The sequence below is a fragment of the Micromonospora sp. NPDC049240 genome (assembly GCF_040647835.1).
Classification (GTDB): domain Bacteria; phylum Actinomycetota; class Actinomycetes; order Mycobacteriales; family Micromonosporaceae; genus Micromonospora.
Genome location: NZ_JBEZCX010000014.1, coordinates 69,229 through 92,177 on the forward strand (window position 1 = coordinate 69,229; position 22,949 = coordinate 92,177).

Consider the following 22,949-nt stretch of genomic DNA (forward strand, 5'->3'; position numbering starts at 1 on the left):
CTCGTCGCCCGGCGTGGACCGCGGGCCCTGACTCGATCCTTCGGGCCGGCGGCCCGCCGGTCAGGGGTGCCGCCCCGACTCCACGGGTGGTGCCAGCACCACCGGCGGACCGGCGGTGATACCGGAGAATGGAACTCGTGGACGCATCGGTACGGGTACTGCTCCGGACCCGGCTGCGGCCCGCCGCGGTGACCGCCGCCCAGGGGCTGCTGACCGCGCTGCTGTCGTTGACCACGCACGTGGCCCTGTTCGTGCTGTCGCTGGTCGCGCTGCTGCTGATCCCGGCGTTCGGCGTCGGCTTCGCCCTCTTCCCGGTGGTCACCGGCGCGGTCCGGATCTGCGCCGGGCTGCACCGCCGGCTGGCCCGGTGGAGCGGCGTCGAGATGCCCACGCCCTACCTGCCCACGCCGGCCGGTGCCCAGTTCGGCACCTGGCGGCGGTTCCGGTGGGTGGTGGGCGACCCGGCGACCTGGCGGGATCTGGCCTGGCTGCTGCCCGGCGCGGTCACCGGCGCGGTGTGCCTGGCCGCGTTCGTCCTCCCGCTGTACGGGCTGGAGGGGTTGATCGGCGTGCCGCTGGTGCTGCGTGCCGCCGGCGTCTGGTACGGCTACGGCCCGTTCTGGCCGCTCGACAACCTCGTCGAGGCGGTGCTCTGCGTCCCGTTGGGCGCGCTGCTGCTGGCCGCCGGGGTGGCCGCCGGGCGCTGGCTGGTCTGGCTGCACGTGACGTTCGCCGGGTTCTTCCTCACCCCGACCCGCGGCGCCGCGTTGGCGCTGCGGGTGCGTCAGCTCACCGTCACCCGGGCCGAGGCGGTGGACGCGCAGGCCGCCGAGCTGCGCCGGATCGAACGGGACCTGCACGACGGGGCGCAGGCCCGGCTGGTCGCGCTGAGCATGAGCATCGGGCTGGCCGAGCAACTGGTCCGTGACGACCCGGAGGCGGTCCGCCGGCTGCTCGCCGAGGCCCGGGAGACCAGCGGCCAGGCCCTGGCCGAGCTGCGCGGGCTGGTTCGCGGCATCCACCCGCCGGTGCTCGCCGAGCGCGGCCTGCCCGGCGCGGTACGGGCGCTGGCGCTGGCCGTGCCGCTGCCGGTGGAGGTCACCGTCGACCTGCCCGGCCGGGCCGCCGCCCCGGTCGAGTCGGCTGTCTACTTCGCGGTCGCCGAGGCGCTGGCCAACGTGGGCAAGCACAGCGGGGCGACCCGGGCCTGGGTGGAGCTGCGGCACGCCGACGGGCGGCTGACCGCCGTGGTCGGTGACGACGGCCGGGGCGGGGCGGCGCCGGCGGCCGGCGGCGGTCTGGCCGGGACCGGACGCCGGCTGGCCGCGTTCGATGGGACGATGGCAGTGACCAGTCCGGTCGGTGGACCCACCGTCATCAGCATGGAGCTGCCGTGCGCGTTGTCATCGCCGAGGACCTCGCCCTCCTCCGGGACGGGCTGACCAGGATCCTGGAGGCGTTCGGCTGCCAGGTGGTGGCCGCCGTCGACAACGGACCGTCAGTGCTGCCCGCGCTGGCCGCGCACCGGCCGGACGTCGCGGTGATCGACGTACGGCTGCCGCCGACGTTCAGCGACGAGGGGTTGCAGGCGGCCGTGCGGGCCCGCGCCGAGCTGCCCGGGCTGCCGGTGCTCGTGCTGTCCCAGCACGTCGAGCAGCTCTACGCTCGTGAGCTGCTCGCCGACCGGCGCGGCGGCGTCGGCTACCTGCTCAAGGACCGGGTGTCGCACGTGGACCAGTTCGTCGACGCGGTGCGCCGGGTCGCCGCCGGCGGCACCGTGATGGACCCGGAGGTGGTGGCCCAGTTGCTGGCCCGCCGCGACGGCGCCGGGCCGCTCGCCGAGCTGACCGCGCGGGAACGCGAGGTGCTCGGCCTGATGGCCGAGGGCCGGTCGAACGCCGCGGTGGCGGCCCGGCTGTTCGTCACCGAGAAGGCCGTCGACAAGCACATCAACAGCATCTTCAGCAAGCTGCGGATGCCGCCGTCCGGTGACGACAACCGGCGGGTGCTGGCCGTGCTGGCCTATCTGGACGGGGCGGACACCCGCCGCCAGGCAGGTTGACCGCGTGCGGCGACCGGGGTGCGTTCACCCAGCTCATCCATCGATGCCCTCGGATTCGGGGCTGGCTCGCCGCCACAGCCAGACACCCACCAGTACGCAGGCGGCTCCAGCCACCGCGATGCCAACCTTTGCCGCACCGGGGACGTCGTCCAGGAAGGGGAAGGCGCGGGAGGCTGCCAGCGCCAGGAACGCGACGACGAAGAGCACGAGGGCAAGAACGCGCTGACCGGTCATGGGTGCCTCCGGGGTCGGGAAAAGGTTCGGCCACGTTGTTGGGCGGGGCCCCCTCCTATACCTGAAGCGTTAGGAAGGGGCCCCTCCTTACGCCGCGGGCGCGCGGGTGAGGTGTTGCCGCGCCGAGCCGGGGCGGCCGAAGTGCCAGCCCTGACCGGCGTCGCAGCCGATGGCGCGCAACCGGTCCGCCTGGCCGGCCGTCTCCACCCCCTCGGCGGTGACCGTGAGGTCCAGGGCGTGCGCCAGCGAGACCAGCGAGGCGAGGATCCGCTCGTCGGTACGGCCGCCCGGGTCGCCGGCCGGCGCGCGCAGCCCGGTCACGAACTCGCCGGCCACCTTCAACTCGGTCACCGGCAGGTCCCGCAGGTACGCGAGATTGCAGTAGCCGGTGCCGAAGTCGTCGATGGCCACCCGGACGCCGAGATCGCCGAGCACCCGCAGGGCCCGGACCGGCTCGACCACGGTGCTCATCATGGTGCTCTCGGTGACCTCCAGTTGCAGCCGTTCCGGGGGCAGGCCGGTGCGGCCGAGCACGCCCCGCACCTCGGGCACCAGGTCGGCCCGGTGCAACTGGCGTACGGCCAGGTTGACGCTGACGAACGGCGCGTCGCCACCCGCCGCCGACCAGGTGCCCGCCTCGCGGCACGCCTCGGCCAGCACCCAGCTGCCGAGCCGGACGATCAGGCCGGTCTCCTCGGCCAGCGGGATGAAGCTGTCCGGCCGGAGCACCCCCAGCTCCGGGTGGCGCCAGCGCACCAGCGCCTCCATGCCGAGCACCCGGCCGTCGCGCAGCGACGTCAGCGGCTGGTAGTCGAGGTAGAACTCGCCCCGGTCCAGCGCGGCCGGGATCGCCGCGGAGAGCGCGTACCGGGCCAGCTCGCGGCGGTTACGGTCGGCGTCGAACAACGACCAGCGGGCCCCGCCGGCGGCCTTGGCCCAGTGCAGCGTGCTGTCCGCGGCGCGCATCAGCTCCATCGGCGAGGTGCCGGCCACCGGCCGCTCCACGATGCCGATGCTCGCCGACACCGTCAGCTCGTGCCCGTCGACGAGCGCGGGCTCGCGTACCGCCTCCAGCGCCGCCTCGGCGACCTTGACCACGTCGTCGGTGCCGGCGGTGCGCTCCACCAGGATCACGAACTCGTCGCCGCCCAGGCGGGCCACCAGGTGCTCGCCGAGCGTCCGGCGCAGCCGCTGCGCCACCGCCACCAGCAGCGAGTCGCCGACCTGGTGACCGAGGGAGTCGTTGACCACCTTGAACCGGTCCAGGTCGAGGAAGCAGACCCCGATCCGGTCCGCGCCCCGCCCGGGCGCGACGATCGCGGCGGTCAGCCGCTCGGTGAACAGTGTGCGGTTCGGCAGGTCGGTCAGCGGGTCGTGGGTGGCCTGGTGCCGGAACCGGGCCTCGCTGTCCCGCAACGCCCGTTCGGCCTGGGCGCGCGCCATCATGGCGGCCCGCCGGATGGACTCCTGCTCGTCAAGCGTGCGGTCGCGCAGCGCCCGGGCGTACCCGGTGGCGACGGTGGCGAGCAGCCGGGACATCCGGTCCTCGACGTCGTCGACGTCCAGGTCGAGGTCGCGGACCAGCCGGAGCTGGATCACCTCGACGGTGCGACCCAGGCCCTCGGCGGAGGCGATGTGCGACTGCACCAGCTCCGCGCCCACCTGCTGGCCGATCCGCAGGTCGAACGGGTCGGCGCGCATCGCCTGGGCGAGCCGCTCGGTGAGCCGTTGCAGCATCTCCTCCAGCTGCGCCTGGGTCATCGGCAGGTAGCTGGTCCCGGAGACCGCCTTGGCCCAGGCCCGGGCGAAGACGCCGGGGCGGCAGCGGCCGGCCGTCACGGTGGCCACGTCGTCAGGCACCGAGCCGCCCGACCCCGCCCATGAAGACCGCCCGTTCGGCGTGTTCCGCCTGGTCGGGGGCGTCCGGTCGCCACTGCGGCACCCACACCACACCCGGGTCGACCAGCTCGAACCCGGCGAACAGCGCGGTCAGCTCGGCCCGACCGCGGATGAAGAGCTGGCTGTCGGTGCGCCGGTAGACCCGTTCCGCCTCGGCCCGCTCGCCGGTGCCGTCCCGGCCGTCGTCGCTGGCCTGGGAGAGCACCAGGTGGCTGCCGGGCGCCAGCGCCGCGCGCAGCGTCCGCAGGACCTCCTCCGGGCGGTCGGAGTCCGGGATGAAGTGCAGTACCGCCACGACCATCACCGCGACCGGCTCGGTGAAGTCGATCAACCGGGTGACCTCCGGATGGCGCAGGATCGCCACCGGGTCGCGCAGGTCCTCCCGGACCACGGCGGCCCGCTCGTTGCCGGCCAGGATCTCCTGGCTGTGCGCGACCGCCACCGGGTCCACGTCGACGTAGACCACCCGGGACCCGGGGTCGATGCCCTGGGCGATCTCGTGCACGTTGCCCACGGTCGGGATGCCGGAGCCGATGTCCAGGAACTGCCGCACCCCGGTCTCGGCCAGGTAGTGCACCGCCCGGCGGAGGAAGGCGCGGTTGGCCTGGGCCATCAGCGGGGCCTCCGGCACCGCCTCGACCATCGCCCGCGCGGCGGCCCGATCGGCCGCGAAGTTGTGCGAACCGCCCAGGTAGTAGTCGTACATGCGGGCCACGCTCGGGCGCTCGACGTCGATGGTCTCGGGTGCCCAGTCCGGCCGCTGCATGTCCCTGCCCCTTGGGTGTCGGCGACGCGCGGCGTCACCGCCGCGCGGATCACCCGGGTATTCTGCCCGGCCGCTGTCGCGGTGCAAAGACCACCGCCGTTCCGCGTCCGGCCGTTCACCGTACGCGGTCGACCCGCGCCCGGAATGCCGGAGAGGCCCGCGTCCGGCGTGCGGACGGGGCCTCTCCGGCGGTGCCGTCAGAACTTCGGCGCGTCGGGGGCCTCCAGCAGCCCCAGCCGCAGCGCGGTCATCAGCGCCTGGGCCCGGTTGGCCGCGCCCAGCTTCTCGTAGAGCTTGGAGATGTGGGTCTTGGCGGTCGACTCGCTGACGAAGAGCTGCTTGGCGATGCCGGCGACGCTCATGCCGTCGGCGAGCAGACGCAGCACCTGCCCCTCGCGGGGGGAGAGCTGCGGGCCGGACGGGGCCAGCCGGCGCTTCATCGCCTCGGCCAGGTCGGCCGCGGTGAACGCGCTGGGGGAGGAGGCGGCGTGCCGGGCGGCGGCCACCACCTCGTCGGCCGGGGCGGTCTTCGGGACGAACGCGCTCGCCCCCGCCTCCAGCGCGCCAAAGAGCTGGTCGTCACCGGCGTACATGGTGAGCACCACGATGCCCATCGAGGCGCTGGACTTGCGCAGCGCGCGGGTGGCCTCCAGACCGCTGCCGTCGGGCAGTCGCAGGTCCATGATCACCACGTCGGGCTGGAGCGCGCCGGCCTGGCGCACACCCTCCGCGGCCGTGGCGGCCTCACCCACGACCTCGAACTGCCGGTCCCGCTCGAAGGCGTGCCGCAGACCCTTGCGGATCAGGTCGTGATCGTCGACAAGGAGAACCTTGGTCCGGGTGGCCGGTGTCGGGCTAGTGGTCATCCTCGGGTTACTCCCCTTCTGCTGCTGCGGCGCTGCCGCGCACCTTATCGCGCCGGGGCGACGAGCCGAGTACCACCGCCACGGTTGTGCCGCTGGGTTGCCGCGGCCTGATCTCCAACCGGCCTCGGATACGTTCCGCCCTCTCCGCCATGATCGCAAGACCATAGTGCCCCTCGGGCCGCTGGTCACCGATGCCGTGACCGTCATCCGACACTTCGATCCGGGCGTACGGGGGATCCACCTCACAGGTGACCCAGAGGTTCGACGCGCCGGCGTGCTTGCGCGCGTTGGTCACCGCCTCCTGGGCGATGCGCAGCAACTCGGCCTCGGTGGCGGCCGGCAGCCGGGCGGTGGACTCGTCCAGGGACAGGTTCACCCGCAGCCCGCCGGAGGCGCCGACGGTGCGGGCGTACTCGGCGATCGCCGCCGCCAGGCCACCGTGCCGGTCCACCTCGCTGCGCAGCTCGAACAGGCTCAACCGCAGCTCCTGGATCACCCGGGTGACCTCGTGCCGCAGCGTACGCAGCGCCTCGGCGGTCTCCTTCGGGTCCTCGTCGACGTACGCCAGGGCGTTGTCGATGCCGTACCCGACCATCACCAGCTCCTGGGCGACCCCGTCGTGGATCTCCCGGGCCAGCCGCTGCCGCTCCTCGTTGGTGGCCAGCGAGCGCACCTCGTCGAAGAGCAGCGCGGCCTCCAGCCGCAGCGCCGCCGGGCCGGTCAGCGCGGTCACCCGGGACACCACCGGCGGCGGGTACGCGGCGCCGGTGTCCGCCTCGATCACCACCAGGCCGACCGTGCGGACGCCGGCGACCAGCGGCACGATCAGCGCGGACACCTCACCGGAGTGCCGGGACCGGGCCTGCGAGCGGGCCGAGACGGTCGGCTGCTGGCTGGCCCAGGCGTCGGCGATGGCCGAGTCGGCGTCGAGCGTGGTCTCCCAGTCGACCCGGTCCGCGCCGATCTGGGCGAGCACCACCAGCCGGCCGCCGCCGCTGGCGGAGAGCACCGCGCCCCGGTCGGTCTTCGCCACCACCCGCAGCTCCTCCAGCAGGTGCTCGGAGATGCCGCCCGGGTCCAGGGTGGCGCCGGGGAGCTGCCGGGCCACCGTCCGGAGCTGGGTCAACAGCCGGGTGGCCTCGGCGTACGGCTGGGGTTTGCCCTCGCCGCGGACCCGCATCACCCGCTGGAGCGTGCCGGCGGTGTAGAGGCCGAGGCCGGCCAGGATCAGCCACTGCGCGCAGACCGCGAGGTAACCGAGCTGGCCGAGCTGCGGCTCGCCGCCGACCTCGGTGAACGCGGCGCTGACCAGCAGCGTCGCCGCGGTGACCGCGAGCAGCGCGGCACCCTCGGAGAACCGGCGGCGCAGCGCGGTCACGGTGACCGGCACGGCCAGGTACGGCAGCACCGCCGACGCGCCCATCCCGTCGGTGACGCCGGTGAGGTGGGCGTCGGCGGCGACCTGGCTGGCGGCCAGCCCGAGCACCACCACCTCGGCGAAGCGGCTGATCGGGGTGAGCAGCCGGTGCTGCGGGGCCAGGACGGCGGGCAGCCCGGCGACGCCGAGCAGGGCGATCCACCAGAGTTCGGTGGCGTCGCGGGTGGCGAACAGGGTCAGGGCGGCGACCAGCGCGAGGAGAACCGCGCGGGCCGCGACCGCGAGGAGCTGCGTCTGCGGCTGTCCGGATGTGGAGGCGGGCACCTGACGGATCGTAGTCAGCGCCGGTAGATCTCCGCGATCTCCGTGGCGTACGTCTTGTGGACGACCTGCCGCTTGACCTTCAGCGAGGGGGTCAGCTCGCCGGTCGCCTCGGTGAAGTCCTGGGGCAGGATCCGGAACACCTTGATCGCCTCGGCCTTGGAGACGGACTGGTTGGCCTGGTCGACCGCGCCCTGCACCTCGGCCCGCAGCGCCTCGTCGTCGCGCAGCTCGGCGGCGCTCGTGGTCTCCGGGCGCCCCTGCCCGGCCAGCCACTTCGGCAGCGCCTCCTCGTCGATGGTGACAAGCGCCGCGATGAACGGCTGCCGGTCGCCGACCACCACGCACTGGCTGACCAGCGGGTGCGCCCGCACCTGGTCCTCCAGCACCGCCGGGGCGACGTTCTTGCCGCCGGCGGTCACGATGATCTCCTTCTTCCGGCCGGTGATGCTGAGGTAGCCGTCCGCGTCGAGCTGGCCCAGGTCGCCGGTGCGGAACCAGCCGTCGGTGGTGAGCGCCTCGGCGGTGGCCGCCTCGTTGTGCCAGTACCCCTGGAAGACGATGTCGCCGGAGATCAGGATCTCGCCGTCGTCGTCGATCCGGACGGTGACGCCGGGCAGCGGGCGGCCGACCGTGCCGATCCGGGTGCCGGTGGGCAGGTTCGCGGCGGCGGCCGGCGACGTCTCGGTGAGGCCGTACCCCTCGCAGACGGTCACCCCGACGCCCCGGAAGAAGTGCCCGAGCCGGGCGCCGAGCGGTGCGCCGCCGGAGATCGCGTCGCGGCACCGGCCGCCCAGCGCCGCCCGCAGCCTGCCGTAGACCAGCCGGTCGAAGAGCGCGTGCTGGGCGCGCAGCGCCAGGCCCGGCCCGCCCGGCGTCTCCAGCGCCTCGCTCCAGGCGATGGCGACCTTCTCCGCGCGGTCGAAGATCTTGCCCTTGCCGTCCGCCTCGGCCTTCTGCCGCGCGCCGTTGTAGACCTTCTCGAAGACCCGGGGTACGGAGAGCACGAACGTCGGCTTGAACTCCTGGAGCGCGCCCACCAGGTCGCTGGTGTCCGCGCAGTGCGCCATGGTGGCCCGGGCCTGCACCACGCCGACCTGGATCAGCCGGGCGAACGCGTGGGCCAGCGGCAGGAAGAGCAGGGTGGAGGCGCCCTGGCGGAACAGGTTCGGCAGCACCGGCACCGCGTTGGCGATGTCGGCGTAGATGTTGCGGTGGGTCAGCACGCAGCCCTTCGGCCGGCCGGTGGTGCCGCTGGTGTAGATGATCGTGGCGAGGTCGTCGGCCCGGAGCGTCGAGCGGCGCACCTCGACCTCGGCCGGGTCCACCGAGGCGCCGGCGGTGACCAGTTCGTGCACCGCGTCCAGTTCGATCTGCCAGACCTCGCGCAGGTCGGGCAGCCGGTCCCGGACGCCGGCGACGAGCGTCGCGTGCGCGGTGCTCTCCACCACCACGGCCACCGCGCCCGAGTCACCGAGGATCCAGGCGGCCTGCTCGGCGCTGGAGGTCTCGTAGATCGGCACGGTGACCGCGCCGGCCGCCCAGATGGCGTAGTCGAGCAGGGTCCACTCGTAGCGGGTGCGGCTCATCAGAGCGACCCGGTCGCCGGGGGACACGCCGGCCGCGATCAGGCCCCGGGCCACCGCGACCACCTCGTCGCGGAACTGCCGGCAGGTCACCTCGACCGGCCCCGCGTCGCCGGCCGGCCGGACGAACTGCACGGTGTCCGGGGCGACCTCGGCGTTTTCCCAGACCGGGTCGGTCAGGTTGGCCGCGTCGCCGACGGTGACGATCGGCGGGACGGAGAACTCGCGCACCTGCACTCCCTCGTGCTCGCACCGGCGCCGGGCCGGCCTGGTCGGCTCTGTCGAAACCTACCCGCCCGCCCGGGTGGGGAGCCGGGTAGCCTCCCCCCATGGCGGACTCCTCCACCCAGTCGATCATCGTCGGCGCGTCACCGGAGCAGGTGGCGGCGGTCATCTGTGACTTCCCCCGTTACCCGGAGTGGACCGAGTCGGTGCGCCGGGCCGAGGTGATCGAGGAGTACGAGGACGGCTACGCCAGTCAGGTCCGGTTCACGCTGGACGCGGGCGTGCTGGCCGACGAGTACGTGCTGGCGTACGAGTACGCCGAGGACATCTCCCGGATCGAGTGGCACCTGGTCGCGCCGTCGACGATGCAGCGGTCCCAGCGCGGGTCGTACGACCTGGTCGGCAACCCGGACGGGACGACCACGGTGACCTACACGCTGGAGGTGGAGCTGTCCGTGGCGATGCTCGGCATGTTCCGCCGCAAGGCCGAAAAAATGATCATGGATACGGCGTTGAAGCAGCTCAAGCGCCGGGTAGAAGCACCCGGTGCGGCCAACTGATCCGATCGCCGTCCCGGTCGTCACGCTGGAGGAGCCGAACCATGGGCACCACTGATCCGGGTTCGGCCCGGGAAGAGGCCGAGCGCCTCGTCGTCACGCTGCTGGCCACCGCGCGGATGGCCGCCGCCTCGTCCGGCGCCGGGGACCGCGGCCCGCTCGGTGGGATCCTCTCGGGTGTCCTCGGTCACATCCCGACCGGCACCGGCGCCGGTTTCGCCACCGGCTCGCCGGAATGCTGCGTCTGCCCGGTCTGCCGGGGGATCGCGGCGTTGCGGGACCCGAGTCCGGAATTCGCCGAGCGGCTCGCCACCGGCGCCGGTGACCTGGCGGCCGGTGTGGCAAGCCTGCTGCGGGCGTTCGCCCTGGCGGAACCGGCCGCTCCGGCGACACCGGCCGACCCGCCGGCCCCGGCGGCGTCGACCGGCCCCGGCGGCCCCGCGCCGACCGGGTCGGGAGATCACGTGTGGCGCGAGGCGACCCGTACCGGGCATGATTCTCAGCCGGCACCCGAGCAGGACGTGTGGTCCGCCGCCACCCGGGGGGAGGGCGCGGCCGATCCGGGTGCTTCCGACGGCTCGGGGTCGCGGCGTGGCGGCAGGCACGCCGAGCCGGAGCCGTCGCAGCCGCCCGTCGACGCCGCCGGGCCGGCGGGGCCGGCGACGAGCCGGCCGCCGGCCGGCCGGCCCACGGTGCCCGCCTCGCGGGCGCCCGGCGAGGCGGGCGCGGACGCACCAGGCGACGGGGCCTGACCACCGGACATCCCGGATCGCACGGCCGGTTCGGCCGGCGTCCGGGGCAGCACAGCAGAGGGGAGTGGCAGCGGTGACGCTGACCATCGGAGTCGACGTCGGTGGCACGAAGGTGGCCGGCGGTGTCGTGGACGACACCGGCGCGGTACTCGTGCAGACGCGACGGGACACCCCCGCCGACGACGTGGCCAAGACCCGGGACGTCATCATCGAGGTGGTCACGGAGCTGACCACCGGCCGGACCGTCGAGGCGGTCGGCATCGGCGCGGCCGGCTGGATCGACGCCACCCGCTCCACCGTGCTCTTCGCGCCCAACCTGGCCTGGCGGGACGAGCCGCTGCGCGAGTACGTCAGCAACGCCACCGGGCTGCCGGTGATCGTGGAGAACGACGGGAACGTGGCCGCCTGGGCGGAGTTCCGCTACGGCGCGGCCCGGGACGCCGACGACTCAATGGTCATGTTCACCATCGGCACCGGCGTCGGCGGCGGCATCGTGCTCGGCGGCGAGCTGGTCCGCGGCGCCAACGGCATCGCCGCCGAGCTGGGGCACATGCTCACCGTGCCGGACGGCCACCAGTGCGGCTGCGGCCGGCTCGGCTGCATCGAGCAGTACGCCAGCGGCAGCGCGCTGGTCCGCTTCGCCCGCGCCGCCGCCCGGCAGGAGCCGCACCGGGCCACCGCGTTGCTGAAGCTGGCCGACGGCGAGGCGGAGGCGATCACCGGTCCGATGGTGACCGCCGCGGCCAAGGACGGCGACCTGGTCTCCACCGAGGCGTTCGCCCAGGTCGGGCGCTGGCTCGGCACCAGCCTCGCGGACATGGCGCAGATCCTGGACCCGCAGGTGCTGGTGGTCGGTGGCGGCGTGATCGACGCCGGCGACCTGCTGCTCGGCCCGACCCGGCGGTCGTTCACCGACGCGCTGGCCCAGCGCAGCCGCCTGCCCGTCGCCGAGGTGCGCCCGGCCGAGCTGGGCAACACCGCCGGCGTGATCGGCGCCGCCGACCTGGCCCGGAGGATCTGACGTGTCGGGTGTGCCGCTGCGGGTGCTGTCCTACAACGTCCACAGCCAGCGTGACGACACCGCCGCGCTGGCCGAGGTGGTCCGCGAGGCCGCGCCGGACGTGGTGATCGTCCAGGAGGGGCCGCGCCGGTTCCGGTGGCGGCAGAAGTGCGCCACGCTGGCCGACTCGTTCGGCCTGGTGGTCGCCGCCGGTGGCCTGCCGTCGCTGGGCAACCTGCTGCTGACCAGCCTCCGGGTACGGGTCACCGAGACCCGGTGCACGCGCTACCCGCTGACGCCGGGCCGGCACCTGCGCGGGGCCGCGTACGCGCGGTGCCGGGTGGGCGGCGTCGACTTCCTGCTGGCCGGCTCGCACCTGTCCACCGACCCGGCCGAGCGGCCGGCCCAGGCGGCGGCGTTCAAGCGGGAGCTGGCCGCGTCCCCGCTGCCGGTGGTGGCCGGCGCCGACCTCAACGAGGGGCCGGACGGACCGGCCTGGCGGACCGTGGCCGAGGGGCTGACCGACACCGCGGTCGCCGCCGACCGGGCCGACCGGCACACGTTCTCCTGCGCCGATCCCCGGCGCCGCATCGACGCGCTCTTCGTCGACCCGCGGATCACCGTGGTCGACTACGACGTGGTGGACACGCCGCGGACCCGCCGGGCCAGCGACCACTTCCCGGTCCTGGTCGACCTGCTGCTGCCCGCCGCCGGCTGACCGCCGCGCCTCGGTGTCCCGGGGTCGCGACCCCGGCCGTGACGGAACGTGAGGTGTCGGCGGCGAGGTGACCATCCCGGTGGCCCCTTTGCTCTGCAGCCCCATACGCATCGGCTACCCGCAGTTATCGGAGCGACGCGGCTCGCCTCACCGAGCTTTTCGGACCCGTGCAGCTCACAGGCGGTGCTGCGGTAATGGCTGCAGAGCAAAGGCGCCGGACGGATGTGACTGCCGCGCCGGTCGACCGGCACACTGAGTGAAGGATCGGTCGGTCACCCAGCGTCAGGCGGCCCACCGCGACGAGCCACGTCGGCGCCGAGGCGGCTGGACAACGGCGGGCATTCTCGGCAGGATTTCGCACCGACCCGGCACGCGTGCCGCACAAAGGAGATTTCCCGGTGTCCTCCTCCACCGATCTCGGCCGCCCCGAACCGGACCCCACGGCCGTCCCGAGCCGGGACGACCGCCCGGTCTCCGACCGGGGCGACACGGTCTGCGTCATCGGCGCCGGCGCCAGCGGGCTGACCGCCGTCAAGAACCTCCGCGAGGCCGGCTTCGGCGTGGACTGCTACGAGCGGGAGACCGGCGTCGGCGGGGCGTGGAACTGGCGGCACGACCGCAGCCCGGTCTACGGCAGCACACATCTCATCTCGTCCCGCCCGTTCACCCAGTTCCCGGACTTCCCGATGCCGGACGACTGGCCGGACTACCCGCACCACAGCCAGCTGCTGTCCTACTTCGAGCGCTACGCCGACCACTTCGACCTGCGCCAGCACGTCTGGTTCGGCACCGAGGTGGTCCGGGTCGAGCCGGTCGAGGGGGACCGGTGGGACGTGACCACCCGCAGCACCGGCGGCTACGGCCCGGAGCGCACCTCCCGCTATGCCGCCGTGGTGCTGGCCAACGGCCACAACTGGTCGCCCAAACTGCCCCGGTACGAGGGGCTGGCGGAGTTCCGCGGCGAGGTCATGCACGCCTCGTCCTACAAGGACCCGGCCCAGTTGCGCGGCAAGCGGGTGCTGGTGGTCGGCGCCGGCAACACCGGCTGCGACATCGCGGTCGAGGCGGCCCAACAGGCGTCCCACTGCTGGCACTCCACCCGGCGTGGCTACTGGTACGCCCCCAAGTACGTCCTCGGCCGCCCGGCCGACCAGGTCAACGACACGTTGCTGGCGTTGCGGGTGCCGCTGCGGGTGCGGCAGTGGCTCTACCACTGGACGCTGCGGCTGACCGTCGGCGACCTGACCCGGTTCGGCCTGCCGAAGCCCGACCACCGGGTGTACGAGACGCACCCGATCGCCAACAGCCAACTCGTGTACTACGTCGGGCACGGCGAGATCACCCCGGTGCCGGACGTGGCCCGCTTCCACGACCGCGCCGTCGAGCTGAGCGACGGTCGACGGATCGACCCGGAACTGGTCGTCTTCGCCACCGGGTACCTGCCGCGCTTCGAGTTCCTGCACGGCCGGGTGCTCGGCGACGAGGACGGCTCCGGCCGGCCCCGCCTGTGGCTGAACGCGTTCACCGCCGGTCACCCCACGCTGGCCGTGGTCGGCCTGGTGCAGCCGGACTCCGGCATCTTCACCATCTCGCACTGGCAGAGCGTGCTCTTCGCCCGGCTGCTCACCCTGCGCATCGCCCGGCCGGAGCGGGTCGCCGCGTTCGACCGGCGGGTCCGCGCCGGCCTCGGCGAGCGGTACTCGGCGAAGGTCAAGGACAGCACCCGGCACTGGTTCGAGGTCGGGCACGCCGACTACCTGCGCGCGTTGCAGCGTGCCCTGCACGAGCTGGAGGACAACAAATGACCAGCGAGCGGGTGCGGGTGGTCCGGGCCTGGGAGTGGGCCCGGCCGGAGCGGCCGGTACGCCGCGAGGTGCTGGCCGCGCTGCCCGAGCAGGAGGAGGCCAAGCCACCGCTGCTGTTCGTGCCCGGCTTCGGCCACGGCGCGTGGGCGTTCGCCGAACACTGGCTGGGCCACGCCGCCGGTCGCGGCTTCCCGGCGTACGCGCTGAGCCTGCGCGGACACGGCGACAGCGGGCCGGCGCCGGACGCGACGCTGCGCGCGTACACCCATGACGTGACGCAGGTGGCGGCGAGCCTGCCGCGGCAGGCGGTGCTGGTGGGGCACGGCGCCGGCGCCCGGGTGGTGGCGCATGCGATGTCCCGCTACCCGGCGCGGGCCGTGGTGCTGGTGGCGCCGGTGCTCGGCGGCTGGGGGACGTTCGGCGCGGCGCTGCGGCGCAACCCGGCCGGCACGGTGCCGGCGGTCTTCGGCGCCGGGCTGCGGCTCAACCGGCGGCAACTGTTCAGCCGGGAACTGCCCGACGCCGACGCGCGCCGGCACGTGGCCCGGCTCGGTCGGGCCGGCCGTCGCGCGCAGTGGCAACTGCTCACCGGCCGGCAGCCGGAGCCGGCGGTGGGCCGGCCGCCGGTGCTGGTGCTCGGTAGCCCCGACGACCGGGTGCTGCCGGCGACGGCGCTCACCCGGGCGGCCCGCCGGTACGCCTCGGCCCCGCTGCTCTTCCCCGGCATGGGTCACGACCTGATGCTCGACGCCCGCTGGCGGGAGCCGATCGACGCGATCCTGGACTGGCTGGACAAGGACCCGGCGCCCACCCCCGGCTGAGCGCCGGACGCCGGGTCACCGCAGGGTGGCCCGGCGGCCGACAAGCGACCCGCTCTCCTCCAGCGCGCTCAGGTAGGACGCCGCCCAGGCGTGGATGTCGTTGTGCGCCAGGTGCTCCCGCATCGCACGCATCCGGGTCGCGACGTCCTCCGGGCCGGCCCGCAGCGCGGCGAGCAGCCCCTGCTTGAGCCCGTCCAGGTCGTGCGGGTTCACCAGGTACGCCTGTTCCAGCTCGGCGGCCGCGCCGGCGAACTCGCTGAGCAGCAGCGCGCCGGTGCCGTCCACCCGGGCCGCCACGTACTCCTTCGCCACCAGGTTCATCCCGTCGCGCAGCGGCGTCACCGCCATCACGTCCGCGACCCGGTAGAGCGCCACCAGCTCGGCCCGGTCGAAGGGCTGGGTGAGGTAGTGGATCGCCGGCTCGCCGACCCGGCCGAACTCGCCGTTGATCCGCCCCACCTGGTGCTCCACCCGGTCGCGCAGGATCTGGTACTGCGCGACCCGGTCCCGGCTGGGCACCGCCACCTGCACCAGCACGGTGTCCCGTACCTTGACGTCGCCGCTGGCCAGCAGTTCCCGGTACGCCTTGAGGCGCTGCTCGATGCCCTTGGTGTAGTCCATCCGGTCGACGCTGAGGATCACCTGCTCGGGCTGGCCGAGATCCTGCCGGAGCCGACGGGCCCGCTCGGCCACCTCGGGTCGGGCGGCGAGCGCGGACATCTCGGCGGTGTCGATGGCGACCGGGAACGCGCCGATGCGCACCACCCGGTCGTCGACGCCGATCCGCCGGTCGCTCGCGGACAGGCCGAGCACCTTGGCGGCGAGCTGGGCGAAGTTGTGCGCGGCCTGGGCCCGCTGGAAGCCGATCAGGTCGGCGCCGAGCATCCCGCGCAGCAGCTCGGCCCGGCGGGGGAGCTGCATGAACAGCTCCGGCGGCGGGAACGGCACGTGCAGGAAGAAGCCGATCCGCAGGTCCGGGCGGAGCGCGCGGAGCATCCCGGGCACCAGTTGCAGGTGGTAGTCCTGCACCCAGACCAGCCCGCTCGGCTCGGCCACCTCGGCGGCGGCCTCGGCGAACCGCTGGTTGACCCGCTGGTACGCCTCCCACCAGCGGCGGTGGTACTCCGGTTGCTCGACCGCGTCGTGGTAGAGCGGCCAGAGGGTGGCGTTGGCGAAGCCCTCGTAGTGGTCGCGGAAGTCCTCGGCGCTCAGCGGGACGCTGCGCATCCGGACACCGTCCACGTCGGGCAGGTCGGGTGCCGGGCCGGTGCCGCCGGCCCACCCCACCCAGGTCGCGGGCGTGTGCCGGAGCAGGGGGTGCAGGGCGCTCACCAGGCCGCCAGGGCTGCGGCGCCACTCGAAGGCGCCGTCCGGCGCCACACTGTCGTCGATGGGGAGGCGGTTGGCCACCACCACGAGGGGGCTCTGTCGCATCTCGGGCAATCCGCTCAGCAGGGGTACCGGCCACCGGGGAAAGCGCAAACCGGACAGCCGGTGCGGGACGTGACGTTCAGCGGTATTCCTACTGACCGTAAGTTACACCCCTGTTACCGGATCGCCGCGGGGCGTACCGCGTCCCGCGATCCGGGCAACCGCCGCGGCGGCTCAGACGACCGCGCCGTCGTCCGGGTCGTGGTCGTCCCGGTCGCCGGGGCGCAGCCGCCAGATCAGCATCACGAAACCGGCCAGGATGCCGGTGAAGCCGAGCACGGTCACCACCGACGGGTCGACGAGCGACATCACGGTCGGCGAGAGGAAGAACAGGAACCCGACCACGATGCAGAGCACGCCCAGCACCGCGTACTTCGAGAAGCGCGGCAACGGCGGCGGCGGAGGCGGGGTGTAGTGCTCCTCCTCCGCGTCCTCCGGCAGGTCGGCGCCGAACGTGTCCAGCCCGTCCAGCAGGGACGGCTCGTCGTGCCGACCGCGGCTCACCGAGACGCCGGACACGTCCGCGGCGAACGGCAGGCGGCGCACGTCCGTGGCGGTCGGCCCGGCCGGCTCCTCGGCGCGGCCGGCGGCGGCGCCGCCCGGCGCGGCCGGGTCGTCGACGTCCTCGGCGGCCGGCCAGGGGTGGCTGCCGGCGGCCGGCGCGGTGTGGAAACCCGCCACGATCTTGGCCCACTCGGCCTCGATGTCGGGCTCGTCGGCGCGGGACGGCTCGGCCCCCTCGTCGGCGAGCTGGGTGAGGTAGTCCCGGGCGGTGGTGAGGTGGGACCGGTCGACGTAGAGCCGGTCGACCGGTCGGGCCGGCACCGTGGTGGTGCGGGTCACCGGGTTGAGGTCGGCGGAGGGCTGGAGATAGGCGGCGATGCCGCCGGCGGCCAGCACGTCGAGCAGGTGCTCACCGACGCGCGGATCCACGTCGCCCGCGACCGCGTACTCGGCCGCGTCGAGCCCGTTGTCCCGCCGCCCTCGACGGGCCCCGCCCCCTGACACCGGCCACCCCCTTCGCCACGGCCTGACGTCGTGCCCTGAATCCTGACACGTCGGGGCCCGGTTCCGGGAGTGCGTTGTGGCGCGGCGTACGAAGTCAGAGGCCCTGCCGCAGGTCGCGACAGGGCCTCTATGTCGGTTTTTGCTAATCCTTTGCTAACAGGAACATCAGCCGGTGGCGTCGCGCATGGCCTCGCCGATCTGGTTGATGAGCTGCCGGTGTGCCTCAATCGAGACGTGGGCGTACCGGTCGTTGGTGATCTTCGGGCTGGAGTGGCCCATGATCTTCGATAGGGTGGCCATGTCGCTCCCGGCAGTCCGCGCGGTGGTGGCGAACGTGTGCCGCAGATCATGGAACCGCAGCCGGGGCAGCCCTGCCTGGTCGGCGAGCTTCCGGAAGGTCCGCCCAACCGTGTCTGGGTACAGCGGCTGCCCGTCTTCGTGGGTGAACACCCACCCGCCGTCGTTCCAAGCCGGCCCCCACGCCAGGCGCTCCCGGTTCTGCTGCGCCCGCCAATGCCGTAGGACGGCGGCAGTGTCGGGGAACAGCGGCACCGGCCGGTCGCCCGCTTCGGTCTTCGGCTTCTCGACCACCGACACCGCTCCGGCGACGGTGGTCCGCTGCCGCCACACCTGCAACAGCTCGTTGTCCAGGTCTACGTCTGCCCAGCCGAGCGCGAGCAGCTCACCGCGCCGCAGACCGGCGTGGATCGCCAGGTGGATCAGCGGGTACAGCCGGTCGCCGCGCTCGTGTAGCCAGTCCAGGAAGTACCGGCCCTGCTTGGGTGTCCAGTAGGCGGGCTTCGGGTTCTCCGCCTTGGGCAGCTCGACCAGCCGGGCGACGTTGCGGACGACGAGGCCGTTCTTCTCGGCGCTGGCCAGGCAGTTGGTGACGATCGAGTGCATCCGGTGGATGGTCGACGGGGAGATCGGCCTTGGGGCTGGCTGGCCCGCCTGGGTCGCAGCTTCGATCTCGCGGTGGCGGTTTCGCATGATCGCGCCGTAGGCCCGCTCGATGTGCGAGGCTGTGAGGTCCTTGAGCTTGTACTTCCCGAGCTGGGGCCGCAGGTGCAGATCCAGCGCGATCTGGTTGGCCTTCGCGGTCGAGGGGCGGAACTTGCCGAGTTCCGTCTTGCCGTCGAACCAGGTCTTGGACCAGTCGGCGAAGGTCAACCCGGGTTTGCTGCTGACCTTCCCGCTGCGGGCGGCGGTCGCGGCGTCTTCGCGGGCCTTCTTCGCTTCCTGGCCGCTGGCGAATCCCCCCTTGGTGACCTGGGGCCGTCGGCCATCCGGTCCGGCGGGCAGCACCAGGTGGAACGACCACGTGTGGACTGTGCAGCGGCTGGCCGGGCAGTTGCGGTTGCACCGCTGGAACACGCCGGGGATCTTTTGGCCTCGGTAGATGTACGGCCGGTTCACCGCTGGTTCCTCCTCTTGTCGCGGGTGTTGATCGCGGTGCCGTGGACGCCGGGAGGCAGCGGCTGCCCGGTCGGGGTGTCTTCTTCGCGTTCGTATTCCTGCGGGTCGGGTCGGGGGCCGTAGATGAACGCGCGGACGGCGGTCCGCAGGTCGTCGAGGTCCGCGCTGGTCAGTTCGGGGTAGCCGTGCCGCAGTAGGACGGTCCGCAGATCGACCAGCAGCCCGAAGGACAGCCGCAGGTCGGAGTCGCGATGGGGGACGGGGTAGTTGGTTGTGGTTTCCTTGCTCACGGGTCGCCTCCTTGGTAGGCGGTCAAGGCCCCGGGCGGGTGTGTGGAGCACCGGCTCGGGGCCGCTCTCATCGCTCGTCGCGCAGCGCCTGATTGATTCGCTTCCAGACGGTGGTTCGGTCGATTCCGACGTCCTTTGCAATGCTGGCGATAGTCATTCCGTCGCGCCGCAGCGCGAGGCACTTATCCGCCTGCTCTTTCCTCTGCTCGGTGCTGTACCGCCAACTCGGCTGATCAAGGCTGGGTTGCCAATCTGGATCTGCTGCTTGGGCAATCCGCTTTTTGACGGTGCGCTCAGCAAGACCAGCATCCCGGGCGATCTTCCCGACCGCTTCGCCGGCACTGAATCGAGACAGGCAATAACGCCCTTGCTCAATCTGCGCTTCCGGTGGGTACGGCTCGTGCAGACTGCGCCGCACCACAAGCGCGTCTGCGACCCGCTCGGCGAGGTCGTCGGATGGTTCCTGGCTCATCTTGCGGGCTCCTGGTCGCGGCGGTTGAGGTACTCGGTGATGGCCTCGCGGATCAGGAAGTTGACCGGCCGGCGGTCCTGCCGGGCGGCCTGCTCCAGATTGGTCTTCATGGGGGTGGGCATCAGCAGCCACACTTTGGCGTCGTTCTTAGGGGTGGGGTCCAATTCGGGTGCTCCTCGAATAGGGTTCGATTTGCGGAACCCCTCGTTCCCCAGGGTGGGTAGGGAACGAGGGGTCCCACAGAAAATCTCACCACCGGATCACATCCGGACACAATCCTGTGCTGATCCGGATGCATTGGATTCGCTGGGCAGCGAGGGGAAGCCTTGCTGTTTCACGTGGAACTCTCAACACGCGGTGTGTGGGGTAAGCATCACATTGCCCCGAAGTCAATCGGCAGGATTGACTTGGAGTCACAACAGAGCGTCAGTGGCCCAGAGGACCCTTCGGGGAGAAGCACAGGCCCAACGGCTACGGCCCGAGGGAGCGCCGGAGACGGCGTTGCCAGCGAGACGTCCCGCGTAGAGGGGCGGCACTGCCGAGACCAACCGCCCACCCGGGCGGAGGCTCGGCCGTGCGCTCCCGACACCGGGAGGACTCTCCATGACCAAAAGGCGCTTCTCGCCCAGCGCGCTCCGCACTCGCCGTACCCAACTCGGGGTCAGTCAGACACAGCTCGCCGGAGCGCTGGCCGTTGTCCCCTCCGCCGTCTGCTGCTGGGAGAACGGCCGGAAGACCCCGGCCAACCACCGGCTGCCCGACCTGGCGTCCATCCTGTTCTGCTCGATGGACGACCTGTTCGAGGCGGTGGCCGAGTGACCGTCAACGTCCCGACCCCCGAAGAGATCCGCACCTGGTCCGCGACCGTCTCCGTAGTTGACGCCGGCAGGTGCTTCGGCGCGGGCCGCAACCTGTCGTACGACCTCGCCCGCCAAGGTGCGTTCCCGTGCCCCGTCCTGCGGCTCGGCCGCCGGCTGGTCGTCACCCGCGCCGCACTGCTCCAAGCCCTCGGAGAGCCCACCGGAGCCACGGACGGCGGTGCCCCGTGAGCCAGGTAGAGAGAAGCCCCCAGGAAGCCGCCACCACGGAAGGCGACCACCTGAGGGCAACCCCAGACCCGTTCATCACCAACAGGACCTCGGACGAGGCGAACCCCAGTTTACCAGGGCAGACGTCCACACAGGACCTCTTAGGGCTGGACCCAACGCGGTACCGCGAGCTGTGCGAGCAACGCGACGCTTGGGTGGCCGAGAAGAAGGCTGGCTTCCTTGCCATGCACCCGGGCGCGACCGACGAAGACTGGGAGTGGCAGACCCAGACGCTGCACTTCTTCGACGGCTGCCAGGCCGAAGACAACCTGCGGTTCCTCCGCGCTTGGGCGAACTGGGAAGTCAGCCCAAGCAGCCCCAGGGGGCGGGAGCTGTGGGACGAGTGCTTCCCCAAGCAGCCCCGCACGCTGCTGACCGACGCCCGAACCGTCTGGGAGGCCGCCGAGGCAGCCCGGGAGCAGCAGCGGCACGCCAAGGTCGTCCGCGAGAAGGCCAACGCCAAGCGGGTCGATCGAGACGCAGACAAGCTTCTGCGCGACGAGCTGTTCGCCGAGAGCTGGCGGGAGCCGGTCAGCCACGGCACCCTCGCCGAGGAGCTGCTACTGCCCGACCCCGAGGTCATCTACCGAGTTGACCGGCTCATTCCGGTCGACGGGAACGTCACCATCACCGCCCAGTACAAGACCGGCAAGACGACCTTGGTCAACGAGCTGGTCCGCAGCCTGGTCGACAACCAGCCGTTCCTCGGCCAATACCGCGTCGACCCAGAAGACGGGCGAGTCGCGATCTTTAACTACGAGGTCGCCGAGCCCATGTACCGCCGTTGGCTCCGAGACCAGCAGATCGAGAACCCCGACCGGGTGGTCGCCCTACACCTGCGTGGCAAGCGGCTCCCGCTGACCAACCCGCAGGTCGAAGACTGGGTCGTCCGATGGCTCGCGGAGCGAGAGGTCACGGTCTGGGTGGTCGACCCCTTCGCAAGGGCGTACGTCGGCTGCGGCGAGGAGAACGACAACAGCGCGGTCGGCCAGTTCCTAGACACCCTAGACGTGATCAAGGACCGAGCAGGGGTCCGAGAGCTGATCCTGCCCCTGCACACCGGCCGAGCGGAGCAGCAGCGCGGTGAAGAGCGAGCCAGAGCGGCGACCAGGCTCGACGACTGGGCCGACGTCCGCTGGCTACTGACCCGCGACAGAAACGCCAACCGGTTCCTGTGGGCCAACGGACGAGACGTCAACGTCGAGGAGCAGCGGCTCACCTTCGACCAGCAGACCCGCCGGCTGGCTGCAGCAGGCGAAGGGACCGGACGCAGCGCCACCCGCGACGACGAGCTGGACGGCCGAATCGTCGCAGTGGTCACGGCCGAGCCTGGAATCGGGTTCAACGAGCTGCACCGTCGGCTCGGAGGCGACAAGCAGGCGGTCCGCGCTGCGGTCAACAGGCTGGTCCAGGCCGGACGGCTCCGCAAGGAGGTCGGCAAGAACAACACCCACCACCTGCACCCCACCACCCCATAAATGGGTCGGTGGGTTGCGGTGGGTTGGAGGTGGGTCGCAACCCACCGCGCCACGGGGGAGTGGTGGTGGTGGGTCGTCTAAGAACGACGACCCACCCACCCACCACCCGCCCGCCCCCGCTGGCTTGCGCCGCACAACCCACTCCACCCGCCCGTCGAAGCGCTCCGAACAAAAAGATCAAAATCAACCGCGGAAGGACCAACCCAACCCATGGACAGCAAGCTCCACGCACTTCGAGGCACCGCCACCAAACCACAGAAGACCGAACACGCCAGCCAAACCGCCGTCCGGTTCCTACTGGCACCCGCCGACGGCAGCACCCCCGAACCCGTCCTGGTCATAGGCAGCCTGTTCGACCGGTTCCGACCCGCCGTTGCGGCCAGCCCTCAGCAGACCTGGACGGTCGCCGGCAGGTGGGAAACCCAAGCCACCCAGAGCGACGACGGCACCCGCACCACCACCAGAGTGCTCGTCGCCCAACACATCATCGAACTCGACGGCTGGACCCTCTGGGAGGCCCGACAGTTCCACCCCGCCAACGTCGCGCACCTTGCCAACCCGGGCGGCGATCCGCCCATCGGCGTCATCACCGAAGCCGAGCTGGAAATCGAACCCGACACCTGCACCGTTCAGCCCACAGGCAAGATCCGACACCGCGTCGCCTTCTGCACGCCCAGCGGCGCAGTGACCACAGAGCCCACCGGAAGCGTCTACCTTCAAGCGCAGCCGACACACGTAACCGTGCAGCACGACTGCTAACCCCCCACCGCGCAGCC

24 protein-coding genes are annotated in these 22,949 nt (G+C 72.4%); 12 read left to right on the forward strand and 12 right to left on the reverse strand.

Annotation, left to right across the window (positions count from 1 at the left end):
- Window positions 1–137: 137 nt before the first annotated feature.
- Together AB0B02_RS21940 and AB0B02_RS21945 are read left to right on the forward strand one after the other, a co-directional pair.
- Window positions 138–1,442 carry a histidine kinase gene (locus AB0B02_RS21940; RefSeq protein WP_357302958.1) on the forward strand — a complete coding sequence of 435 codons (1,305 nt, stop codon included), beginning with the start codon at window positions 138–140 and terminating at the stop codon, window positions 1,440–1,442.
- Window positions 1,394–2,062, forward strand: coding sequence for a response regulator transcription factor (locus AB0B02_RS21945; RefSeq protein ID WP_281936710.1), 669 nt, complete (start codon window positions 1,394–1,396; stop codon window positions 2,060–2,062). Before AB0B02_RS21940 ends, AB0B02_RS21945 begins: the two co-directional genes overlap by 49 nt.
- A 33-nt stretch (window positions 2,063–2,095) precedes the next feature.
- Here AB0B02_RS21945 and AB0B02_RS21950 read toward each other — a convergent pair whose 3' ends face one another.
- The 6 genes from AB0B02_RS21950 to AB0B02_RS21975 all read right to left on the reverse strand — a co-directional run bounded on the left by AB0B02_RS21950 (window position 2,096) and on the right by AB0B02_RS21975 (window position 9,343).
- Complete coding sequence (locus AB0B02_RS21950) at window positions 2,096–2,296, reverse strand: hypothetical protein (protein WP_281936708.1); 201 nt, start codon at window positions 2,294–2,296, stop codon at window positions 2,096–2,098.
- 87 nt (window positions 2,297–2,383) lie between these two features.
- Entirely contained in the window at window positions 2,384–4,057 is a 1,674-nt protein-coding gene (locus tag AB0B02_RS21955) for a bifunctional diguanylate cyclase/phosphodiesterase (protein ID WP_281938505.1), read from the reverse strand.
- Between the two features lie 91 nt (window positions 4,058–4,148).
- Window positions 4,149–4,961 (reverse strand): SAM-dependent methyltransferase, encoded by an 813-nt coding sequence (locus AB0B02_RS21960; protein WP_281936706.1) that lies wholly within the window; start codon window positions 4,959–4,961, stop codon window positions 4,149–4,151.
- Window positions 4,962–5,158: 197 nt separating this feature from the next.
- Window positions 5,159–5,827, reverse strand: coding sequence for a response regulator transcription factor (locus tag AB0B02_RS21965; protein WP_007072219.1), 669 nt, complete (start codon window positions 5,825–5,827; stop codon window positions 5,159–5,161).
- Between the two features lie 7 nt (window positions 5,828–5,834).
- The gene (locus AB0B02_RS21970) at window positions 5,835–7,529 is read right to left on the reverse strand and encodes a GAF domain-containing sensor histidine kinase (protein WP_281936703.1); all 1,695 of its coding nucleotides are present in this window, start codon (window positions 7,527–7,529) and stop codon (window positions 5,835–5,837) included.
- Window positions 7,530–7,543: 14 nt separating this feature from the next.
- Window positions 7,544–9,343, reverse strand: a complete 1,800-nt coding sequence (locus AB0B02_RS21975; protein ID WP_281936702.1) for a long-chain fatty acid--CoA ligase — start codon at window positions 9,341–9,343, stop codon at window positions 7,544–7,546.
- A 98-nt stretch (window positions 9,344–9,441) separates the two neighbouring features.
- Here AB0B02_RS21975 and AB0B02_RS21980 point away from each other — a divergent pair, with 98 nt between their 5' ends.
- The 6 genes from AB0B02_RS21980 (at window position 9,442) to AB0B02_RS22005 (ending at window position 14,990) form a co-directional block, all read left to right on the forward strand.
- On the forward strand, window positions 9,442–9,897 hold the full coding sequence (locus tag AB0B02_RS21980; protein WP_107159917.1) for an SRPBCC family protein: 456 nt from the start codon (window positions 9,442–9,444) through the stop codon (window positions 9,895–9,897).
- 41 nt (window positions 9,898–9,938) lie between these two features.
- On the forward strand, window positions 9,939–10,646 hold the full coding sequence (locus AB0B02_RS21985; protein WP_357302965.1) for a hypothetical protein: 708 nt from the start codon (window positions 9,939–9,941) through the stop codon (window positions 10,644–10,646).
- Window positions 10,647–10,719: 73 nt separating this feature from the next.
- Window positions 10,720–11,667, forward strand: a complete 948-nt coding sequence (locus AB0B02_RS21990; RefSeq protein ID WP_281936697.1) for an ROK family glucokinase — start codon at window positions 10,720–10,722, stop codon at window positions 11,665–11,667.
- Window position 11,668: 1 nt separating this feature from the next.
- Window positions 11,669–12,364, forward strand: a complete 696-nt coding sequence (locus AB0B02_RS21995) for an endonuclease/exonuclease/phosphatase family protein (RefSeq protein WP_281936695.1) — start codon at window positions 11,669–11,671, stop codon at window positions 12,362–12,364.
- A gap of 398 nt (window positions 12,365–12,762) precedes the next feature.
- Window positions 12,763–14,169, forward strand: a complete 1,407-nt coding sequence (locus AB0B02_RS22000) for an NAD(P)-binding domain-containing protein (protein ID WP_281936693.1) — start codon at window positions 12,763–12,765, stop codon at window positions 14,167–14,169.
- Window positions 14,166–14,990, forward strand: a complete 825-nt coding sequence (locus AB0B02_RS22005) for an alpha/beta fold hydrolase (RefSeq protein ID WP_281936691.1) — start codon at window positions 14,166–14,168, stop codon at window positions 14,988–14,990. Before AB0B02_RS22000 ends, AB0B02_RS22005 begins: the two co-directional genes overlap by 4 nt.
- A gap of 15 nt (window positions 14,991–15,005) precedes the next feature.
- On the opposite strand, the gene AB0B02_RS22010 is transcribed toward AB0B02_RS22005, so the two are convergent.
- The 6 genes from AB0B02_RS22010 to AB0B02_RS22035 form a co-directional block, all read right to left on the reverse strand.
- On the reverse strand, window positions 15,006–16,424 hold the full coding sequence (locus AB0B02_RS22010; protein WP_281936689.1) for a trehalose-6-phosphate synthase: 1,419 nt from the start codon (window positions 16,422–16,424) through the stop codon (window positions 15,006–15,008).
- 171 nt (window positions 16,425–16,595) lie between these two features.
- Window positions 16,596–17,429: a DUF308 domain-containing protein gene (locus tag AB0B02_RS22015; RefSeq protein WP_357302973.1), complete on the reverse strand. Its 834-nt coding sequence runs from the start codon at window positions 17,427–17,429 to the stop codon at window positions 16,596–16,598.
- Between the two features lie 165 nt (window positions 17,430–17,594).
- Window positions 17,595–18,845, reverse strand: coding sequence for a site-specific integrase (locus AB0B02_RS22020; RefSeq protein WP_357302976.1), 1,251 nt, complete (start codon window positions 18,843–18,845; stop codon window positions 17,595–17,597).
- Window positions 18,842–19,135 carry a hypothetical protein gene (locus AB0B02_RS22025; protein ID WP_357302979.1) on the reverse strand — a complete coding sequence of 98 codons (294 nt, stop codon included), beginning with the start codon at window positions 19,133–19,135 and terminating at the stop codon, window positions 18,842–18,844. The genes AB0B02_RS22020 and AB0B02_RS22025 overlap by 4 nt, the downstream gene beginning before the upstream one ends.
- 67 nt (window positions 19,136–19,202) lie before the next feature.
- A complete protein-coding gene (locus AB0B02_RS22030; protein ID WP_357302982.1) occupies window positions 19,203–19,607 on the reverse strand; it encodes a hypothetical protein in 405 nt (134 codons plus the stop codon).
- A complete protein-coding gene (locus AB0B02_RS22035; RefSeq protein WP_357302985.1) occupies window positions 19,604–19,729 on the reverse strand; it encodes a hypothetical protein in 126 nt (41 codons plus the stop codon). Before AB0B02_RS22035 ends, AB0B02_RS22030 begins: the two co-directional genes overlap by 4 nt.
- A 481-nt stretch (window positions 19,730–20,210) precedes the next feature.
- Here AB0B02_RS22035 and AB0B02_RS22040 point away from each other — a divergent pair, with 481 nt between their 5' ends.
- The 4 genes from AB0B02_RS22040 (at window position 20,211) to AB0B02_RS22055 (ending at window position 22,932) form a co-directional block, all read left to right on the forward strand.
- On the forward strand, window positions 20,211–20,426 hold the full coding sequence (locus AB0B02_RS22040; RefSeq protein WP_357302989.1) for a helix-turn-helix transcriptional regulator: 216 nt from the start codon (window positions 20,211–20,213) through the stop codon (window positions 20,424–20,426).
- Window positions 20,423–20,656 carry a DNA-binding protein gene (locus tag AB0B02_RS22045; protein ID WP_357302992.1) on the forward strand — a complete coding sequence of 78 codons (234 nt, stop codon included), beginning with the start codon at window positions 20,423–20,425 and terminating at the stop codon, window positions 20,654–20,656. Before AB0B02_RS22040 ends, AB0B02_RS22045 begins: the two co-directional genes overlap by 4 nt.
- Before the next feature lie 194 nt (window positions 20,657–20,850).
- On the forward strand, window positions 20,851–22,173 hold the full coding sequence (locus AB0B02_RS22050) for an AAA family ATPase (protein ID WP_357302995.1): 1,323 nt from the start codon (window positions 20,851–20,853) through the stop codon (window positions 22,171–22,173).
- A 210-nt stretch (window positions 22,174–22,383) separates the two neighbouring features.
- The gene (locus AB0B02_RS22055) at window positions 22,384–22,932 is read left to right on the forward strand and encodes a hypothetical protein (RefSeq protein ID WP_357302998.1); all 549 of its coding nucleotides are present in this window, start codon (window positions 22,384–22,386) and stop codon (window positions 22,930–22,932) included.
- Window positions 22,933–22,949: the final 17 nt, after the last annotated feature.

What these genes read in the sequence shown, in the direction of transcription:
- AB0B02_RS22040 (WP_357302989.1), top strand. Translation starts at nt 20,211, where the DNA reads ATGACCAAAAGGCGCTTCTCGCCCAGCGCGCTCCGCACTCGCCGTACC.
- AB0B02_RS22005 (WP_281936691.1), top strand. Translation starts at nt 14,166, where the DNA reads ATGACCAGCGAGCGGGTGCGGGTGGTCCGGGCCTGGGAGTGGGCCCGG.
- AB0B02_RS21985 (WP_357302965.1), top strand. Translation starts at nt 9,939, where the DNA reads ATGGGCACCACTGATCCGGGTTCGGCCCGGGAAGAGGCCGAGCGCCTC.
- AB0B02_RS21965 (WP_007072219.1), bottom strand. Translation starts at nt 5,827, where the DNA reads ATGACCACTAGCCCGACACCGGCCACCCGGACCAAGGTTCTCCTTGTC.
- AB0B02_RS21960 (WP_281936706.1), bottom strand. Translation starts at nt 4,961, where the DNA reads ATGCAGCGGCCGGACTGGGCACCCGAGACCATCGACGTCGAGCGCCCG.
- AB0B02_RS21955 (WP_281938505.1), bottom strand. Translation starts at nt 4,057, where the DNA reads ATGACCCAGGCGCAGCTGGAGGAGATGCTGCAACGGCTCACCGAGCGG.
- AB0B02_RS22030 (WP_357302982.1), bottom strand. Translation starts at nt 19,607, where the DNA reads ATGAGCCAGGAACCATCCGACGACCTCGCCGAGCGGGTCGCAGACGCG.
- AB0B02_RS22055 (WP_357302998.1), top strand. Translation starts at nt 22,384, where the DNA reads ATGGACAGCAAGCTCCACGCACTTCGAGGCACCGCCACCAAACCACAG.
- AB0B02_RS21980 (WP_107159917.1), top strand. Translation starts at nt 9,442, where the DNA reads ATGGCGGACTCCTCCACCCAGTCGATCATCGTCGGCGCGTCACCGGAG.
- AB0B02_RS21950 (WP_281936708.1), bottom strand. Translation starts at nt 2,296, where the DNA reads ATGACCGGTCAGCGCGTTCTTGCCCTCGTGCTCTTCGTCGTCGCGTTC.
- AB0B02_RS22035 (WP_357302985.1), bottom strand. Translation starts at nt 19,729, where the DNA reads ATGCCCACCCCCATGAAGACCAATCTGGAGCAGGCCGCCCGGCAGGAC.
- AB0B02_RS22010 (WP_281936689.1), bottom strand. Translation starts at nt 16,424, where the DNA reads ATGCGACAGAGCCCCCTCGTGGTGGTGGCCAACCGCCTCCCCATCGAC.